The organism is Pseudogulbenkiania sp. MAI-1 (assembly GCF_000527175.1).
Taxonomy (GTDB): Bacteria; Pseudomonadota; Gammaproteobacteria; order Burkholderiales; family Chromobacteriaceae; genus Pseudogulbenkiania.
The window spans coordinates 2720558-2739836 of record NZ_AZUR01000001.1; the positions used below are offsets into that span (position 1 = coordinate 2720558).

Genomic DNA, 19279 nt, shown 5'->3' on the forward strand with positions numbered 1-19279 from the left:
ATAAGCCGGAAGAATGAACTCTCCCGGCCGATTCGCGACGAACAGCAAGCGCCGCATCTCGAATCGCGCCCCTTGCCAAGGCGCCTGGAACGGCAAGCTCGACAAACCAGGGAGTCACGATATCCATGAAACTCTACGCCCACCCCTTTTCGTCTTACTGCCAGAAGGTGCTGACCGCGCTCTACGAGAACGGAATCCCCTTCGAGCTCCAATTGCTGGCGCCGGGCAATGAACAGGCGGTAGCCGAACACGCCGCCCTGTGGCCGCTCAAGCGCATGCCCGTGCTCGTCGACGAGGGCCGCACGGTGATGGAAGCGAGCATCATCATCGAATATCTCGGCCTCTATCATCCCGGGCCGGTGCGGTTGCTTCCCGAGGACCCGCGCGCGGCACTCGACGTGCGCCTGATGGACCGCTTCTTCGACAACTACATCATGACGCCGATGCAGAAAATCGTTTCCGACCGGATTCGCTCGGCAGAAAATCGCGACCCGCACGGCGTCAACGAAGCGCGGAAGTTGCTCGATACGGCCTACCGCTGGCTCGACCAGACCATGGCGGATCGCGAATGGGCGGCGGGAGATACCTTCAGCCTCGCCGATTGTGCCGCCGCACCCGCCTTGTTCTACGCCGACTGGGCCCATCCGATCGACGAGGCCTGGTCGAACGTCCATGGCTATCGGCGACGCTTGCTGGCGCGCCCCTCCTTCGCCAGGGCGGTGGACGAGGCGCGGCCTTATCGCTCGCTCTTCCCGCTGGGTGCCCCAGACCGGGATTGATCATCAAGAGGGATGCCGCCTGGGTGGAACGGGTCTCACTGCCTGTTCCACCACGGTTTGCTTGGCGTGGAGCATGCCCCCTTCGTCACCAACATCGCCGTCAGCCAGCACCGCCCATCGTCGTCGCCATAACCGCACTCGCCGGTTTTCATCAGTCGCTTCTCGTTACGGCATATCCCTCGTGAAACCGCCGCGGCGGGCCCCCACACCCCAAGCGGTAAAGCCACCCTCATCGTCATAACGCTTTGACAATGATAATGATAAAAATTATCATTCCCTTTTGCTTCACAAAAATTTACAAAGATTTTTGCTTGCAAGGGGAACTTATGACCATGAAGCGCATTGCCGCTGCCGTCGCGGCAGCCTATCTCCCGCTCGCCCTGCCGGCCTTTGCCGACACCGAGTTGCCGACCGTCCACGTGGAGGCCTCTTCCGAAGCGGCTCCCGAGACCTACCAAGCCGTCGTCTCGACGACGGCGACCAAGATCAAGGCGCCGCTGCGCGACATTCCGCAGACCGTGAACGTCGTGACCGAGAGTCTGATCGAGGACCAGGGCGCGCGCTCGGTGCAGGACGTGCTCAAGAACGTCCCCGGCGTGTCGTTCAACAACGGCGACGGCCAACGCGACCAGTTCTACATCCGCGGCTTCAACGCCCTGGGCGACATGTTCGTCGACGGCATCCGCGACGATGCGCTGTACTATCGTGACCTGTCCAATACCGAGCGTGTCGAGGTGGTGAAGGGGCCGGCCGCCGTGCTATACGGGCGCGGCTCGTCGGGCGGCATCATCAACCGCGTCACCAAGAAACCGACCTCCACGCCCTCGCGCGAGATCGAGTTGACTGTCGGTTCGTACGATCAGAAGCGCGGCGCGATCGACATCAACCAGCCGTTGAGCGAGGACGTGAGCCTGCGCGTGACCGGCGCGCTGGAAGATTCCGACAGCTTCCGCAACCAGGGTTTCGTGGAGCGCGAGGCGCTGGCGCCGTCGCTGGCCGTGAAACTCGGCCCCGACACCAAGCTGCTGCTGCAGGCCGAATACCTGAAAGACCGCCGCATCACCGACATGGGCATCCCGGCCATCAACGGCCGCCCGGCTGACGTGTCGATCAAGACCTACTACGGCTCGTCCAACGCGCGCGAGGACGACTACAGCCAGTCGACCGTCACCTCCGGCCGCGTCACGCTGGACCACAAGATCAACGAGAACTGGTCGCTGCGCAACCTGTTCGGCACCTACCGCTACGAGCTGGATCGTCACAATACCAACCCCGCATCGGTTGTCGGCAGTGGTGCCAGCGCCCAGGTCCGGCTCAACCGCGGCGATGTGCGCCGCCAGGACGACGGCTGGTTCAACCAGTTCGAGCTGACCCAGAACGCCAGCACCGGCCGCATCAAGCACCAGTTGCTGTACGGCCTGGAATTCGGCGAGCAGCAGAAAGACCTCGTCAACAAGAGCCGCAGCAACGCCGCCACCGTATCGCTGTACGACCCGGTGCTGGTGCGCCCTGATTTCAATACCACGGTGACCGCCAGCAACCTGTTGACGGTGAAGGTGGCCAGCGCCTATATCCAGGACCTGCTGACCTTCACGCCGCAGTGGAAGGCCCTGGTTGGTGTGCGCTACGACGAGTTCGACCAGAACCTGGACCAGCGCCGCGCGGGCGAGGTCGATCTGCGCCGCGTCGACCGCGAGTGGAGCCCACGTGCCGGCGTGGTGTTCCAGCCGACCGACTGGCAGTCCTACTATGTGTCGTACAGCCACTCGTTCCAGCCGTCGTACGAAACGCTGGTACTGTCCACCAGCCGTTCCGACATCGAGCCGGAAGAAACGCAGAACGTCGAAGTGGGCACCAAGCTGGATCTGCTGGACGGACGAGCCAGCTTCACCGCTGCGCTGTTCGAACTGACCCGCGACGGCATCAAGACCGCCGACCCGACTCAGGGCGGCAAGGTGGTGCCAGTGGGCGAGCAGCGCACGCGCGGCCTCGAACTGACGCTGGCGGGCGAAATCGCCAAGGGCTGGCAGCTCTCGACCGGCTACGCCTACCTCGATGCCATCATCACCAAATCGCCCACCAAGACCGACGGCATCCCGCTGGAAGGGAAGCGGGCCGCGCTGGTGCCCAAGCACAGCGCCAACGTCTGGCTGATGCATGATCTCGGCGGCGGCTTCAGCCTCGGCGGCGGCGCCAACTACGTGGGCAAGCGCTTCGTCGGCACCAACAACACGGTGAGGCTGGACAGCTACGTCACCTACGACGCGGCTCTGCTGTACAAGGCCAAGTCCTATGACCTGGCGCTGAACCTGAAGAACCTCAGCAACGAGAAGTACTTCGTGTCGGGTCACGATGCCAGCAACAACCTCAACGTGCCCGGCGCACCGCGCAGCGCCGAGCTGACCGCGCGCCTGCGCTTCTAACGCAAGACCGGCCGCCCCTCGTGGGCGGCTTTTTACTTCCTTGTCCCGGCGCCTGTCCTGGTGCCGAATTCCCCCCCGATGCCAATCCCCTCAGCCTTCCGCGCTGGATGCTTGTCTTAGCAAAAGCTAACGATTATCATTCTCATTATTATTTAGTAGAATTCCTAATAACCCACCCGCCCGGCCATGTGCCGGAACTTGAAAGACAAGGAGCATCATGCGAGAGCTGATCCTGCTGGCCCACGTGCCAACCGCCCCGGTCAACGATGGCTTCCTCCCGGCCGCCAAGGCGCTTGGCCTTTCCGTCGTGCTGCTGACCGATTGCGCCGATGCGCACCGCGCTCACTTCGCGCAGACAGGGCTTGCCGCCTACCCGGACGAAATCGTCGCATGCGACGTATTCAACCCGCTGTCGGTGATCGAAGCGGTCACGAAACGCAGCACCCGCCCGGCGGCCGTGTTCTCCAACAGCGATCATCTGCAGGCCTCCACCGCCATCGCCGCCGCTTACTTCGGGCTGCCGGGCAAGGACTGGCGCACCGCCTACGCGGCCAAGAACAAGGCCGAGATGCGTGCCCGCCTGGCCGAACTGGGCATCGATACGCTGTGGCACGCCGTGGTGTGCGATCCAGCATCGCTGGCGGCGTTGACCGACCTGCCCTTGCCGTGCGTCGTGAAGCCGCGCGAGGGTGTCGCCAGCCAGCAGGTGAGCCTCGCGCGCAGCCGCGCCGAGCTGACCGAGCAGTGCGCTGCGATCTGGGCGCAGCAGCCCGGCCAGCCGCTGCTCTTGGAGGAGTACCTGGACGGCCCGCTTTACACACTGGAAACGCTGGGAGACGGCAAGGCGCTGCATGCCCTCGGGGGCTTTCGTGTCACGCTGTCGCCTCCGCCGCATTTCGTCGAACTCGAGGCGGTGTGGGGGACCGAACTGCCGGCGACGGTCGAAGCCGAGGTGCTGGAGACGATCCGCCGCTTCGGCGTCGGCTTCGGCGCCTGCCACACCGAATACGTGCTGACCGCGAGCGGCCCGCGCCTGATCGAGATCAACTACCGCAACATCGGCGACTATCGCGAGTTCCTGCTGTCCGACGCGCTGCAGTTCCCGCTGTTCGAGCAGGTGCTGCGCCTCCATCTGGGCGAGCCGCTGCCGACACTGGCCGTGCCGCCGCGTGCAGCCTGGATCCGCTATTTCACCGCGCAGGAGGAAGGCCGTTTGCACCAGGCCCCGCCGGCGTTCGAGCACGAAGCCGACGGGATCCGGCTGGCCTATCAGCCCCTGCGCCACGTCGGGGAGGCGATCCAGCTGACGAATTCCAACAAGGATTACGTCGGCGTGCTGCGCGGCAGCGGCCCCGACACCCCCAGCCTGCAAGCCGCCGTCGAGCGCGCCAGCCAGAAGCTCTCGTGGGAGATCGCACAATGACCGCGCCCCTGTCCGCATCCGTGCTCTCCCGGCACGACATCGATCACGATACCGATTACATCTGCACCCGCGTGATCGACACGCTGCTGCGCGAAGACGTGCGCGATTGCGCCAGCCGCGGCGAACTGGTGGGCGGCGACGCCCTGCCGGCCGCGCTCACCGGGAATGACGAAGCCGGCCAGCGCTGGCTGCGCGTCGCCCACCTCGGATCGGCCACGCTGTGGATTCCGGTGGCGCCGACCCGCTACATGCAGAGCTGGCAGCTCGCCCGCTTGCCGCTGCTGCGCGAGGACGCCGCAGGCTACATCCCGCTGTATGACGTGGACGCGGTGTTGGCTGCCTTCGCCGACGGGCTGCCGGCCGAGGCCGCCCGCCTGTTCACCGACTATGTCACCGAGTGCCGCGCCGCGCTGGAGCACCGCCGTGCAGCGAAGGCCGAACGCGCGCGCTGGTTCGGCGAGCCGGACGTGGCGCCCGGCCACAACTTGCCGCGCTGGGAGCAACGGCTGCTGCACCACGACCGGCTGGCCGCCTTCCTCGACCATCCTTACTACCCGACGGCCCGCGCCAAGCTCGGTTTCGAGCCCAGCGACCTGGCCCGCTACGCCCCGGAATTCCAGCCCAGCTTCGAGCTGAATTGGCTGGCGGTGCCGCGCGCGCTCTACCATCCGAGCGGGGATGCGCTGCCACCCGGCTGGCCGAGCTTCGAAGATGTCGGCCTGCCCGCCGGCCTCGCCGCCGAGCATGCGCTGGTGCCGGTGCACCCCTTCGTCTGGCAGCACCATCTCGACGGCTTCCTCGCCGAGGCCGGGCTGGCCGGACAGGTGATCCGCGCGCCACGCAGCCGCCTCACGGTCACGCCGACGCTGTCGGTCCGCTCGCTGGTGCTGCGCGACACGCCCGAATGGCACGTCAAGCTGCCCCTGACCATCCGCACGCTGGGCGCGAAGAACATCCGTACCATCAAGCCCAGCACCATCACCGATGGCCACCGCATTCAGACGCTGCTCGGCGACATCATCGCCCGCGAAGCCGCGCTGACGGGCCAGGTGCTGCTCACCAACGAAGAGAACGGCGCGCACGTTGCACACCGTCCTTTCCTGGGCTTCATCCTGCGTCGTTATCCGGCGCAGGTGCTGGAAAGCGCCACGGCGGTGCCGATCGCCGGTCTGCTGGCCGAGGCGCCGCACGGCAGGATGGTGGTCGAGGAGCTGGCGGAGCGCTATTTCGGCGGCGACCTGGACGCCTGGCTCGACGCGTACCTGGCGCTCACGCTGCGGCTGCACCTGACACTATGGCTGCGCTACGGCATCGCGCTGGAATCGAACCAGCAGAACTCGGTGCTGGTCTACGGCGGCGAGGGCTTGCGGCTGCTGTTGAAGGACAACGATGCCGCGCGCATCGACACCGGGCTGCTCGCCCGCCGCTGGCCGCAACTGGCAGACAGGCTGGCCGGGCTGGTGGATGCGCGCATCGCGGTGAGCGAGGAACTGCCGCTGGCGCAGATGTTCACCACCATCACCCTGCAGCTGAACATCGCGGTGCTGATCGAGGGCATCGCCGAGCGTCGTGGCACCGATCCCGCCGTGGGCTATGCGCGAGTGCGCCGCCACGTTGAAGCCGTGCTGGAGCAGTTGGCGGCCGAGGGCGAAAACGTGGCGTTCGCGCGGCAGGCGCTGCTCGAGGACGATACCTTGTATCTGAAGTACCTGCTGCGCGCCGCCTCGCTCGAGGACAAGTCGCAGACCGGTGCCGCCGACGTCAACAAGTTCTACGGCAAGCGCGCGCCCAACTTCCTGAAGGCGGTGCGATGAGCGCGAATACACGTCGCGTGGTAGCGGTGGTGATGTTATGCCACTTCGTCGCGTCGTTCGCGGCGCTCGGGATGCCGCCGTTCTTCGCGCAGATCCTGCAGCGCTCGCTGAACAACGACGTCCCGTGGCTTGCCGGCACGTTCTACGTGGTGCCGACGCTGCTGGCGGCGCTGTCGGCGCCGTGGTGGGGCCGGCTGGCCGACCGCTTCGGCAAGAAGCCGCTGCTGCTGCGCGCTCAGCTCGGGCTGGCGCTGAGCTTTCTCCTGGCCGGCTTCGCCACCAGCACCAGCGGCTTCTTCGCGGCGCTGGTGTTGCAGGGCGTGCTCGGCGGCACCTTCGCGGCGTCGAACGCGTACCTGGCGACGGTGGCCAGCGGGGCGACGCTGACGCGCAGCCTCACCGCCATGCAATGGTCGGCGCGCGCCGCGCTGGTGGCGGCGCCGGCCGCCCTCGGGCTGTGGATGGGGGTGGAGTCGCCCATCGTGCTGTACCGTTGGCTGGCACTGCTGCCACTCGTTTCTGCCGTGCTCATCGCGCTGCTGCCGGCTGGCGGCATGGCGGCAAGCGCGGCCCGGCGCACGCCGACCCCGGTGCCGACCGCTCCGGCCACGCCGCGCCAGATCTACGCGCTGCAGTTTGCGTTCATCTTCGCCACCGTGGCGACCTTCCCGTACTTCATTTCCGATGTGCAGCTGCGCCTGCCCACGCTGTCCGCGGCGGCCGCCGGCCTGCTGTTCGGCCTGCCCCACCTCGTCTATCTGCTCGCGGCGCCGTTGCTGTCGCGCCGGGTGGGGGCGACGCCGTCGCTGGGCCTGCTGGCCGCCGGCTACGGCACGCTGATGCTCAGCCTCGCCGCTCAGGCCGTGCCGCTGGATCTGCCGGCACTGGTCGGCTGGCGGCTGCTGATGGGGATGGCGATGACCGTCGGCTTCATCGGCCTGCATGCCCTGGTGGCGGGCGTGGTGAACGCCGGCAACGCCGGACGCACTTTCGGCTGGTTCGAGAGCAGTTCGAAGTGGGGCGGGGTCGCGGCGGGCGTCATGGCCGGGGCGGCAGTCGGCGCAGCCGGCACGCGGGCCCCCTTCCTGCTGGGCGCCGCCGCGCTGGCTCCGGCTCTCGGCTACCTGTTGCTGATCGCCCGGCGGGCGCCGGGCGCGCAAACGGCTTGAACACCTTGCGGGTGCGTCTTTGCGCCGCACCCTAGCTATTTCTTGGCCGACTCGATCGGCTTCGAGAGGACATACTATGCAATCGAACGTGAATACCGCCGAACGTGCCAACCCGGCGGAACTGGCCGCACAGCGGCGCTGCCAGGAGACGCTGCTCAACTGCTACTGCCGCGAGATCGCCGGCCCCAACGGTCAGTTGCGCATCGGGCCACCCTTCGGCCAGAACGACTGGCCGGCGGCGATCCGGATGATTCTGCAGCGCGACCAGGGGCAGGTGCTGCAAGTGCAACTGCCACACACCCACGACCGCCTGCTGACCATCGTCGAAGCGGCCTCGGTCACCGGCAACTACCGCTACCGCTCGCCGGTGTTCCACAAGGCGGAGAACAAGCCGTGGGCCCTGCTCGACTGGGAAGCGCTGGCTGCCTTGCTGCTGCGCGAAATGGCGCTGCAGCACGAGGTTGCGCCGAACGCCGAGCTGATGGAACAGATCCGCAACAGCGTGGAAGTCGGCACCGAGGTGCTGGCGCTGCCGGTGCCGGATGCCATCCCGGCCGATCCGGTCGAGGCGTATATCGACTCCGAGCAATCGCTGACCTTCGGCCACCCCTTCCACCCTACGCCGAAGAGCCGCCAGGGGTTTTCCGACGACGATCTCCGGCGCTATTCGCCGGAGCTGCGCACGCGTTTCCCACTGGCCTGGTTCGCGGTGCGGCGCGAGGATCTGGCGCAGCAATCGTTGATGGCGGCAAGCTGCGATGAGCTGATCGCGCCGAACGCCCCGGCGGCACCGGAGGGCTGCGTGGCGGTGCCGGTGCATCCGTGGCAGGCGGGTTTTCTGCGCCAGCACCCCCTGGTGCGCCAGGCGCTCGCCAGCGGCCGGCTGCAGGACCTCGGCGTGCAGGGGGGCGATTTCTATCCCACCTCGTCGATCCGCACGCTGTACCAGCCGGGTAATCCGTACTTCTACAAGCTGTCGCTGAATATCCGCATCACCAATTGCGTGCGCAAGAATGCCTGGTACGAGCTGGAGAGCGCGATGCAGGTGAACAGGGTGCTGCGCCCGCTGCAGCCGGAACTGGCCCGCCTGTTCCCGGGGCTGCAGCTGATGGAGGAGCCGGCCTTCATGTCGGTCGACCTGAAAGATGCCGATGCCGAACAAAACCGCCAGGTGATCGAGGGTTTCGGCCTGATCCTGCGCCAGAGCGTGGATGTGCTGCGCACGCCCGACAGCGTGCCGCTGTTGGCCGGCTCATTGTTCGGCAACCACTATTACGGCGAAGCGCGCACCCGCAAACTGCTCGCCGGCCTGGCCGCGCGCGAGGGTGGCCGCATCGAGGCGGTGACCGAGCGCTGGTTCTCCGCCTACGTCGAGCAGCTGATCTACCCCGTTTTCCATCTGTTCTTCGCGCACGGCGTGGTGTTCGAACCGCATCTGCAGAATGTGGTGCTGGGGCTGGAAAAGGGATGGCCGAAGCAGTTGTTCCTGCGTGACTTCGAGGGCGTCAAGCTGACGCCATCGCGCCATCCTGCCGAGACCATGCCGGACATCAGCGAGCGCGCCAGGGCCTCGCTTTGGTACGAAGAGGAACTGGGCTGGAACCGCATCGCCTACTGCGTGTTCGTCAACAACCTGTGTGAAGTGGTGACCCAGCTGGGCGCGGGCACGCCGGGTCTGACCCAGCGGCTGTGGTCCATCGTGCGTCATCACCTGCATTACTATCAGGCTCACTACGGGAATGCCGCGTCCAGCCGGCGCATCAACGCGCTGTTGACCGGCGTGCCATTCCCGGCCAAGACCAATTTCAGCAACCGCTTTTTCCAGCGCGCCGACCGCGCCTCGACCTACGTGCCGGTGACCAACCCGATCGCGCTGGCCGGAGGGGGGGACGCATGGTGCTGAACGCGAACGCACTGCGCTGGGCGCCGGTATTCGAGCGGCTGCGCCAGGAAGTGGGCAGGGATGACGCGCCCCTGTCCGCCTACCTGTACGACCTCGAAGCGCTGCGCCGTCACGCCGGCTCGCTCACGGCGGCGCTGCCGCCAGGCTTCGAGTTGTTCTACGCGATCAAGGCGAACTCCGATCTGCCTATCCTTGAGACGCTGGCGCCACTCACGCACGGCTTCGAGGTTTCTTCCGGCGGAGAGCTGGCCTGGGTGCGCTCGCACTTCGCCGACACTCCGATCATCTTCAGCGGACCGGGCAAGACCGACGCCGAGCTGGGCCAGGCGCTCGACCTCGGCGTCGAGGCGCTGCACGTCGAAAGCCGGCACGAACTGGAGCGGCTGGCCTGGCTCGCCCGCGAGCGCGGCGTCACCGCATCGGTGCTGCTGCGCGTCAATCTGGCCATCGAGGGACTGCAAGCCACCACGCTGATGATGGGTGGCAAGCCGACCCCGTTCGGCATCGCCGGCGACCAGTTGCCGGACTGCCTGGCGTGGCTGCGGGAGCATCCCGAGATCGAACTGCGCGGGTTCCATTTCCACTTGATGTCGCATCAGCTCGACGCCGCCGCCCATCTGCGGCTGCTCGGCGCCTATCTCACGCAGGTGCGGCGCTGGCGTGCCGAGTACGGACTTTCCACGCTCGATCAGGTCAACGTCGGCGGCGGTATCGGCGTCAACTACCGGGAGCCGGAACGCCAGTTCGACTGGCCGGCCTTCGCCGAAGGGCTTGCCGCGCTGTCGATGCAGCGCGACGGGCTCACCGTGCGCTTCGAATGCGGACGCTACGTCACCGCGTTCTGCGGCTACTACGCGATGCAGGTGATCGACGTGAAACATGCCTTCGACCGCACCTTCGTGGTGGCGCGCGGCGGCACCCACCAGTTCCGCACCCCTTATGCGCAGGGGCATAGCCACCCCTTCCGCGTGCTGCCGATCGACCACTGGCCCCACCCATACCCGCGCCCCCAAGTACACGGGACGCGGGTCAGCGTGGTCGGCCAGTTGTGCACGCCGAAGGATCTGCTGGCCTACGACGCGCCGGTCGAGCGCGTGCGTACCGGCGATCTGGTGGTGTTTCCTTACGCCGGGGCCTATGCGTGGCACATTTCGCATCATGACTTTCTGCGCCATCCGCATCCCAAGCATGTCTATCTTCCGGTAGAGGGCTCACCAACGCCTCCGAAATAACTGTGTCCATGAAATGAAGAGATACGGACGGAAAAGCGGCCTGGATAAGGCCGCTTTCTGCGCCAACTTCGCTATTGATGCCGCACAGCACGCTGACATTAATCCAGCACCAGCACAGCGATGATCTGTTCATTCGGCTCGGTGAAACACCCACCGCGCCAGGCGCAGAGCGGGTGCAGTGGGTAGCGGCTCAATCAAGCGGCATCGATATCGTCAATGTCGTGCCTTGGCCCGGCGCACTGTCGATGTTGAACTCGCCGCCCAGCATGCTGACACGCTCCTCCATGCCTACCAGCCCGAACGAGTAGGCTTTCTTGGCGCAGGTCGTTGATAATGCCGCGCACGCTCCTGATGGCCGTATCGATGTGATTCAGGACTACAACCCGCACCCCGGCTCAGGTTTTATCTTCCAGCTACCCCTGCCGGACGGTGAGCATTCCTTGCTGCGCCAGGGCAATTTCCAACAAGGCTTAACAAGGCTTCCAGCCGGATCACGCGCTCGGTGAGGGATTCGATTTTTTTCTTGCTGGGTTTTCATGGCACCAGCCATCCGCTCCACCCTGTCGTTCATCTTGATGACGGATGCCGACCTGCACCGATAAAGCGATCCGGACCGACCAACCGCCGGCACTACTCTTTCCAATGCCCTTTGCCGTGCCCCTTGCCCGGATGGCCGCCCCAGTCACCGGGGTGGCGCTTCCGGTAGCGCGGGGCGTAGACGTCGGTGTACCAGTCGTCCCGGACGAAATACACCGGCCGGCTGCAGGCATGATAGCCAGCGCAGTAGCGTTTCCAGCGCTTGGCATGTCCGGGGGGAACGCGCAGGTAGATCGGTTCATAAACCACAGCCGGGCGCCGGATGATGATCGGTTCGTCGTAGATGAGTACCGGCCGCGGGAAATCGCCGATGTCGATCTGGCCGTAGAAATGAGGATCGCCGATGCGGATCGAGACACCGACACCGACATCCGCCGCGAACGCCGGGACCGCCAAGGCGGCAAAAATCGAACTTAACAAGAGCTGTTTCATCGCAGTTCCCTTTCCTTACAGTCAGGCGAGAACGGGCTGACGCGCCTCATTGCCCATCCCAGTCCAAGACGCCGGCACATTGGCATTGCCAGCCTCATGCTGTTTGATCGCGGCATCTTCGCTTTGTTTCGCCAGCCCCACCCAGGCAAAAACATCGTGCTATTCATCATCGCCATGGCCCGTTCCGGCGACACGTCTTTGACCCCATGCCCCATAGAGGAATGCCGGGGGCGAGCAGCCTCAGTCCTTCTTCTCTTGGCCGGCAGGCACCACTTCCCCGATGGCGAAGCGTACCGCCTCTTCGACCCGGTCCAGCCAGACGAACTGCAGCTTCTCGCGGGCCTCGGCCGGCACGTCTTCGAGGTCTTTCTGGTTGCGGCGCGGCAGCATCACCGTGTGGATGCCGGCGCGCAAGGCCGCCAGCGTCTTCTCCTTCACACCGCCGATCGGCAGCACCAGCCCGCGCAGGCTCACTTCACCCGTCATGGCGACGTCGGAGCGCACCGGCTTGTCGGTCAGGAGCGACACAAGCGCCAGGAAGATGGCCACGCCGGCACTGGGACCGTCCTTGGGCGTGGCGCCGGCGGGAACGTGCACGTGCACGTCGCTGTCGGCCAGGGCGTCGCCGGTCCAGATCTTGGCCAGGGTCAGGGCGGCCTGGGCCGATTCCTTCATGACATCGCCCAGTTGGCCGGTGAGGATCAGGCGGCCGCTGCCCGGCACCTTGCTGGCCTCGATGAACAGGATGTCGCCGCCCACCGGCGTCCAGGCGAGCCCGGTGGCCACGCCGGGCACGCTGGTGCGCAGGGCGAGCTCGCTCTCGAAGCGCTGCGGGCCGAGGATGTCGGGCAGGTCCGGCGCGTCCACCGTCACCTGCCCGGCCTGCCCTTCGGCGATGCGCATCGCCACGCGGCGCAGCACCGAACCGATCTCGCGCTCGAGGTTGCGCACCCCGGCCTCGCGCGTGTAGTCGCGCACGATGGCGGCGAGCGCCGCATCGGTCAGCCCGGCCTGTTCGGCAGCCAGGCCGTTGGCTTCGAGCTGGCGCTGCACCAGGTAGCGCCGGGCGATCTGGATCTTTTCTTCCTCGGTGTAACCGGGAAGCTGGATGACTTCCATGCGGTCGCGCAATGGCCCCGGAATGGTATCGAGCACGTTCGCGGTGCAGATGAACATGACGCGCGACAGGTCGAAGTCCACTCCCAGGTAGTTGTCGCGAAACTTGTGGTTCTGCTCGGGATCGAGCACTTCCAAGAGCGCGCTGCCGGGGTCGCCGTGAAAGCCGCCCGCTCCCAGCTTGTCGATTTCGTCGAGCATCAGCACCGTATGGGTCGTTCCGGCACGGCGTATCGCCTGGATGATGTTGCCGGGCAAGGCGCCGATATAGGTGCGCCGATGCCCGCGGATTTCCGCCTCGTCGTGCACCCCGCCCAGGGCGACGCGCTGGAAAGCGCGGCCGGTGGCCCGGGCGATGGATTGACCGAGCGAGGTCTTGCCCACGCCGGGCGGGCCGGAGAAGCACAGGATCGGGCTCTTGCCCTCGGGCTTGAGCTTGCGCACGGCCAGATACTCCAGGATGCGCCGCTTGATCTTGTCGAGTCCGAAGTGATCCTCGTCCAGCACGCGCCGCGCTTCGGCGATGTCGATCGGCTGTTGCAGCTCCTGTTTCCATGGCAGCTCCGTGAGCCACTCGAGGTAGGTGCGCAGCATGGAATATTCGGTTCCCCCCTCGCCCGTGCGCTGCAGGCGCTTGAGTTCCTTCTCGGCATGCTTGCGCACCTCGTCCGGCATCCCGGCCTTGGCGACGGCCGCCTTCAGTTCTTCGATCTCGGCGGCCGTTTCCTCGTCCTCGCCCAGTTCCTTCTGGATCTGCCGCATCTGTTCGCGCAGCATGTGCTCGCGCTGGCGCTCGTCGAACTGCGCCCGCGTCTTCTCGCCGATCTCGCGCGAGAGCTTGAGCACTTCGACACGCGCCGACAGCAAGGCCAGCACCTTGTCCAGGCGGCGCATAAGGTCGAAGGTTTCGAGGATGTCCTGCTTCTCCTCGGCTTTCACATCGATGAGGTTGGCCACCATGTCGGCCAGCGCCGCCGGCGAGCCGATCCCGCGCACCACCTCGCGCAGCTCGTCCGGCATATGCGGCAGCAGCCCGATCGCCTCGATCGACAGTTCCTTCAGTTGCAGAAAGCGCGCCTCGATCTCCGGCGTCATCACTTCCGGCTGCTCGATCAGCACTACCCGGGCCACGAGGAAGGGCCAGCCCTCGAGGAATTCCAGCACCTGGAAGCGCGACAGCCCCTGCACCACGAGGTGATCGGCCCCCTCCTTGCCGGTGATGTAGCGCGCGATCAGGCCGGCCGTGCCCACCCAGTAGAGATCGGACGGCCCGACGTCGGTTTTCTGGGGGTCGCGCTGCAGCAGGAAACCCACCTGAAGTTCGTTCTTCACCGCTTCCTGAGCCGCGGCAATCGAGGAGGCACGTCCGACCGTCACCGGCGACAGCACGCCGGGAAACAGCACCGCGCTGCGCAGCGGGATCAGGATCAGCGCGTCCGCCGGCAGCGGTTTGGCGGTGTCGGCGAGCGGGGCCGTGGATGGAGGGTTGGCGCCCGCGACCGGCCCGGCAGCCTCGTCGGACCGCGTTTGCTGCTGCTTTGGCCAGTGCTTCATCGTGGAACCTCTCTCGCTTTTCTGAAGGTCAATACCAGGCAACCGTCCCTCAGTTCCGGTGGGGCGGGTTCGAGAACATGCAGGGGCAAGGGAATGTGCCGTTCGAACCGGCCGTAGGGAATCTCGATGCGGTGGATGTGGGCGGAGCTGGAGGCGGGGACGCGGCGCTCCCCCGTCACGGTGACCCCGCCAGGCTCGAAGGCCACGACGATGGCCGCCGCGGGCACCCCCGGCAGGGCGACGTAGACGATCATGGCTTCCTCGCTTTCCACCACGTCGATGGGCGGTTCGAGGCACGGCATGCGAGTCGGACCGGCACGGAAAAACTGGCAGTGCAGCCGTTCTGCCTGCTCCAGCAAGGACAGGGCGTCCCCCCACATCCAGGACATCAGGTCGCGAGATCTCATGGTGCTCATGCCTCTGCGCTATGAATTGTAAATGGCACGGGAAGGGACCGGTTTCAAGGCGATTCCGTCTTGGCTTCAGGAAAAATCGGCCAGCAGCGGCGGCACGTGGCGCCGCAGCAGCGCGTGGCGCGCGTCCCATTGTTCTTTCGCATCCAGCGCTTCGAGGTACTGCACCTCGCCGGCAGCGAACAGCGCGATCGGCAGGCCGTCGCGGTAGAGCACGCGGTTGCCGGTGAGCGCGGGCAGCTTGGGGCCGGGGGTGAGGATGCCGACCAGGTTGAGCGGATCGGCGCCGGACAGCGACAGCCATTCGCCCGAATACGGCTGGCGCCTCACCTCGCGCAACGCGCCCACCGCCTCGGGCAAGGCGTACTGTTCGCCGGAAAAGCCGGCGACGAAACGCCCGCCGCGGATTTCGCCGCGTGCTTCGAGCCTCCGGTACACGCGCAATAGGTCGCGCCACGGCGGCAGCCAGTCGGCCTCGCGCTCGAGCAGCCGCCAGAACACCACGCCGTAGCGGCGCAGCAGCGTGCGCGCGACGTGCTCGAGCGCTTCGGCGTCGGAGACGGTCGAACCGGTGCGTCGGGCCAGTGCCCAGCGCCCGGCGTCTTCCATGCCGAACATCACGGTGCGGTGGTGGCGCCGGCGCGTGCTGCTGCCGCTGGGGCGGCGCCGCTCGGACGGCACCAGCAAGGCGCGCAGGCCGCCGAAGCTGTCGGCGTTGACCAGCCCGACCGCTACCAGTTCGGCCAATGCTTCTTCCACCTGTACGCCCAGCAAGTGGGCGCCGTCGACCAGTTCGTCGAAGAACGAGGCGCCGTGCTGGCGGATGCAGTCGGCCACCGCCTGGGCGCGCACGCCGAGTGGCTGCGGCTCCGGCACGGCGGCGAGTTGCGTCCACAGCACCGCGTTGCGGCGTGCGAACAGCGTGATCGGTGTGGTGCGGATCGGCCCTGCCCCCTTGCCAGGCTTGTCCGGACTGACGTTGCGTGGCGTCAGGCGCGCCCAGGAAAGACGCCCGGCCAGGCACAGGTCGTCGAGCCAGGCCGGCTCGTAGGCGGGGATGCGCGCAGGCAGCAGCTCGGTTTCCCAGGCCCCGGCCGGCGCTTCGTAGCCTTCCAGTTGCGCGGCCACTGCCGCCACCGCGTCCGGCCCCTCCATGCGCGTGTCCGGCGCGACGTGTTGCCAGCCGAACAGGAAGCGCAGGAAATCGCGCGCGGCGACCGGCTCGATCTCGGCGCGCAACTGCTTGACGGTGTAGCGGTGGATGCGCGCCAGCAGCCGCCGCTCGCACCATTCATCCTCCGCCGCGTCGTCGCTGAAACGGCCGCGCAGTGCAAAGCCTTCCCCCTCCAGCGCGGCGAGCGCGATTGCGATCTCGCCCGGAGCCATGCCGAGCGCCGCAGCGCAGGCCGATAAAGTGACAGGCCCCAGCCCTTCGAGCCGGCCACGCACGATCTCGACCAGTGCGGTCTCGGGCGTCCACTCCCACCGCGCCTCGCCTTCCGGCGCAGCGATCGCCGGCTTCGGCTCGAGGCCGGGCCACAACGCCCGGAACGGGCTCAGCCGTTCGGCAGCGATCCATAGCGTCGCGGTTCCGTTCCGCACGCGCGCCACGCGCTTCTGCCTGGCGAGGGCGGCGAGCCAGTCGCTCCAACCCGGCTGCGCCGCGACCTCCCCTTCGGTGACAAAGCCCAGCCACACCAGCGCATCGTGCAGTTCGTCGGCGTTGGCGGCATCCGGCCAGGCTTCCTCGCGCACGCGGGCAATCGCCGCCGGATCGAGCCGGCCGAGATCGGCGGCGGTTTCCGGGTCGAGCCAGCGCCGGCTCATCACCGCCTGGGTACGGCGCTCTTCCAGCGGCGCGTCGTCGAGGAAGGCGTAGGGCTTGGCGGTGAGCACTTCTAGCGCCAACGGCGAGGGTTCGGTGAGGTCGCGCACTTCCACGCGGATGGCGCCGGATTCGATGCCGGCGAGCAGGCGCTCGAAGCCCTCCACGTCCATCGCTTCATGAAGACAGTCGGCCAGGGTCTGGCGTACCAGGGGGTGATCCGGAATCTCGCGCTCGCCCACCAGGTTTTCGGCGCAGGCGAGCTGGTCGGGGAAGATCGCCGCCACCAGGTCTTCGGCGTCCATGCGCATGAACTGCGGCGGCACCTTCTTGCCGCCACGGAAACGCGGCAAGGCCAGGGCGATGCAGGCGACCCAGCGCCAGCGCGTGATGAACATCGGGGCGTCGAGCAGCGCCTGGATCAGCACTAGGCGCGCGCTGGCCGGGTGGAGATAGCGCGGCACCTCGGCCAGCTCGAAGCTGTGCGCCGTGGTCAGCGAAAGCACGATGTTGTCCTCGGTGGCGGCGGCCTGCAGCTCGAAATTGAACTTGCGGCAGAAGCGCTTGCGCAGCGCCAGCCCCCAGGCGCGGTTGATACGGCTGCCATAAGGCGAGTGGATCACCAGCTGCATGCCGCCGACGGCGTCGAAGAAGCGTTCGATGACCAGCGTGTCCTGCGTCGGCAGGCAGCCCAGCGCCTTGTGCGCCCCTGTCAGATACTCGGCCAGTTGGCGGGCGGCCGGCTCGGCCACGCCGAGGTCGTCGGCCAGCCAGCGCACGACATCCTGCCCGTCCCCGCCCTGCCCGTCCGGCTCGGCCGTCAGCCGTTCGGCGATGGCGGCGCGCAGCCGCGACACGGCTTGCGACAGCTCGTCGCTGCGACCCGGCGCCTCGCCAAACCAGAACGGGATCGAAGGCGGCAGGCCGTGGGCGTCCTCCACCCGCACCGTGCCGCGCTCGATGCGCAGGATGCGGTAGGCGTTGTTGCCGAGCTGGAAGATATCGCCGGCGGTACTCTCGACCGCGAAATCCTCGTTCACGGTGCCGACGACATGGTTCTCCGGCTCCAGCAGCACCTGGTAGTCGGCGGTATCCGGGATGGTGCCGCCGCTGGTGAGCGCGGTCAGCCGCGCATTTCGCCGGCCACGCAGCACGTGGTTGATGGCATCGTGATGGATCAGCGCACCGTGGCGGCCACGCCGCGTGCTGTAGCCTTCGGCCAGCATGGCGAGCACGGCGGCGAACTCCTCGCGCGCCAGTGCCCGGTACGGCCAGGCGCGGCAGAGGCGCCGGTACAGCGCGTCCTCGCCCCAGTCACATGCCGCGACTTCGGCGACGATCTGCTGCGCCAGCACGTCGAGCGGCTGGGGCGGGATGGTCAACCGGTCCAGTTCGCCACGGCGGACGCTGTCGAGCAGCGCCGCGCACTCCACCAGATCGTCGCGCGACAGCGGGAACAGCCGGCCCTTCGGCGTTCCGCTCACCGCATGGCCGGAGCGCCCGACCCGCTGCAGGAAGGCCGAGATGGTGTGCGGTGAGCCGAGCTGGCACACCAGGTCGACGTCACCGATGTCGATGCCGAGTTCGAGCGAGGCGGTGGCGACCAGGGCGCGCAGTTCACCGCGTCTGAGGCGCTGCTCGGCGTCGAGCCGCGCTTCTTTCGCCAGGCTGCCGTGATGCGCACCAACCTGCGTTTCGCCGAGCCGTTCCGACAAGTGCCGCGTCACCCGCTCGGCCAGCCGGCGCGTGTTGACGAACACCAGCGTGGTGCGATGCTGGTCGATCAGCTCGGCGAGCCGGCCATAGGTCTGCTCCCATACCTCCCCCGACATCACCGCCTCGAGCGGCGAGGCCGGCACTTCGAGCGCCAGATCGCGCTGCCGCACGTGGCCGGTGTCGATGACGGTGCATTCGGCGGCCGGGCTGCCGTCCGGCGCGGCACCGACCAGAAAGCGCGCCACCTCCTCGATCGGCTTTTGCGTGGCCGACAGGCCGACCCGCACCAGCTTGTTGCCGGTGAGCGCCGCCAGCCGCTCCAGCGACAGGCTCAGGTGCGAGCCGCGCTTGTTCGGCGCCAGCGCATGGATCTCGTCGACGATCACCGTGCGCGTGGTGGCGAGCATCCGGCGGCCGGATTCGGAACCCAGCAGCACGTAGAGCGACTCCGGCGTGGTGACGACGATGTGCGGTGGGCGGCGGCGCATCTTCTCGCGTTCGGCCTGGGGCGTGTCGCCGGTGCGCACCAGGGTGCGGATCTCCACCTCGGGCAGGCCGCGCGCCTTCAAGGCCTCGCGGATGCCGGCCAGCGGTTCTTCGAGGTTCTTGTGGATGTCGTTGGACAGCGCCTTGAGCGGCGAGACGTAGACCACCTGGGTTTCGTCCGGCAGCTCGCCGCCCTGCCCTTCGCGCACCAGGGTGTCGATCGCGGCGAGAAAGGCTGCCAGCGTCTTGCCGGAGCCGGTCGGCGCGGCGATCAGCACGTGCCGGCCGGACTGGATGACCGGCCAGGCCTGCGCTTGGGCGGCGGTGGGCGTGGAGAAGGTATCGACAAACCACTGTGCCACCGCCGGATGAAAGAAGGGAACCGGGTTCACGAGTG

The 19279-nt window shown here is 67.1% G+C and carries 12 protein-coding genes; 8 read left to right on the forward strand and 4 right to left on the reverse strand.

Going from position 1 to position 19279, the window contains the following annotated elements:
- The first annotated feature begins 125 nt into the window (after nt 1-125).
- From PSEMAI1_RS0112635 to PSEMAI1_RS21815, 8 genes are all read left to right on the forward strand, one after another.
- Entirely contained in the window at nt 126-779 is a 654-nt protein-coding gene (locus PSEMAI1_RS0112635) for a glutathione S-transferase family protein (RefSeq protein ID WP_029770695.1), read from the forward strand.
- Between the two features lie 332 nt (nt 780-1111).
- Entirely contained in the window at nt 1112-3202 is a 2091-nt protein-coding gene (locus PSEMAI1_RS0112640; RefSeq protein WP_198019615.1) for a TonB-dependent siderophore receptor, read from the forward strand.
- A gap of 217 nt (nt 3203-3419) precedes the next feature.
- Complete coding sequence (locus PSEMAI1_RS0112645; protein WP_024303224.1) at nt 3420-4625, forward strand: acetyl-CoA carboxylase biotin carboxylase subunit family protein; 1206 nt, start codon at nt 3420-3422, stop codon at nt 4623-4625.
- Nucleotides 4622-6439, forward strand: a complete 1818-nt coding sequence (locus PSEMAI1_RS0112650; protein ID WP_024303225.1) for an IucA/IucC family siderophore biosynthesis protein — start codon at nt 4622-4624, stop codon at nt 6437-6439. The genes PSEMAI1_RS0112645 and PSEMAI1_RS0112650 overlap by 4 nt, the downstream gene beginning before the upstream one ends.
- Nucleotides 6436-7608 (forward strand): MFS transporter, encoded by a 1173-nt coding sequence (locus PSEMAI1_RS0112655; RefSeq protein ID WP_024303226.1) that lies wholly within the window; start codon nt 6436-6438, stop codon nt 7606-7608. The genes PSEMAI1_RS0112650 and PSEMAI1_RS0112655 overlap by 4 nt, the downstream gene beginning before the upstream one ends.
- Before the next feature lie 76 nt (nt 7609-7684).
- Entirely contained in the window at nt 7685-9511 is a 1827-nt protein-coding gene (locus PSEMAI1_RS0112660) for an IucA/IucC family siderophore biosynthesis protein (RefSeq protein ID WP_024303227.1), read from the forward strand.
- Complete coding sequence (locus PSEMAI1_RS0112665; protein WP_029770696.1) at nt 9502-10743, forward strand: type III PLP-dependent enzyme; 1242 nt, start codon at nt 9502-9504, stop codon at nt 10741-10743. Before PSEMAI1_RS0112660 ends, PSEMAI1_RS0112665 begins: the two co-directional genes overlap by 10 nt.
- Before the next feature lie 314 nt (nt 10744-11057).
- Nucleotides 11058-11249, forward strand: coding sequence for a hypothetical protein (locus tag PSEMAI1_RS21815; RefSeq protein ID WP_156943132.1), 192 nt, complete (start codon nt 11058-11060; stop codon nt 11247-11249).
- Between the two features lie 124 nt (nt 11250-11373).
- Here the strand turns inward: PSEMAI1_RS21815 and PSEMAI1_RS0112675 are convergent, their stop codons facing one another.
- From PSEMAI1_RS0112675 to PSEMAI1_RS0112690, 4 genes are all read right to left on the reverse strand, one after another.
- Nucleotides 11374-11772, reverse strand: coding sequence for a hypothetical protein (locus PSEMAI1_RS0112675; protein WP_024303229.1), 399 nt, complete (start codon nt 11770-11772; stop codon nt 11374-11376).
- Nucleotides 11773-12012: 240 nt separating this feature from the next.
- Nucleotides 12013-14442 (reverse strand): endopeptidase La, encoded by a 2430-nt coding sequence (gene lon / locus PSEMAI1_RS0112680; protein ID WP_024303230.1) that lies wholly within the window; start codon nt 14440-14442, stop codon nt 12013-12015.
- The gene (locus PSEMAI1_RS0112685; RefSeq protein ID WP_024303231.1) at nt 14439-14849 is read right to left on the reverse strand and encodes an Hsp20/alpha crystallin family protein; all 411 of its coding nucleotides are present in this window, start codon (nt 14847-14849) and stop codon (nt 14439-14441) included. Before PSEMAI1_RS0112685 ends, lon begins: the two co-directional genes overlap by 4 nt.
- A gap of 75 nt (nt 14850-14924) precedes the next feature.
- Nucleotides 14925-19274, reverse strand: coding sequence for a DEAD/DEAH box helicase (locus PSEMAI1_RS0112690; RefSeq protein WP_024303232.1), 4350 nt, complete (start codon nt 19272-19274; stop codon nt 14925-14927).
- Nucleotides 19275-19279 lie beyond the last annotated feature (5 nt).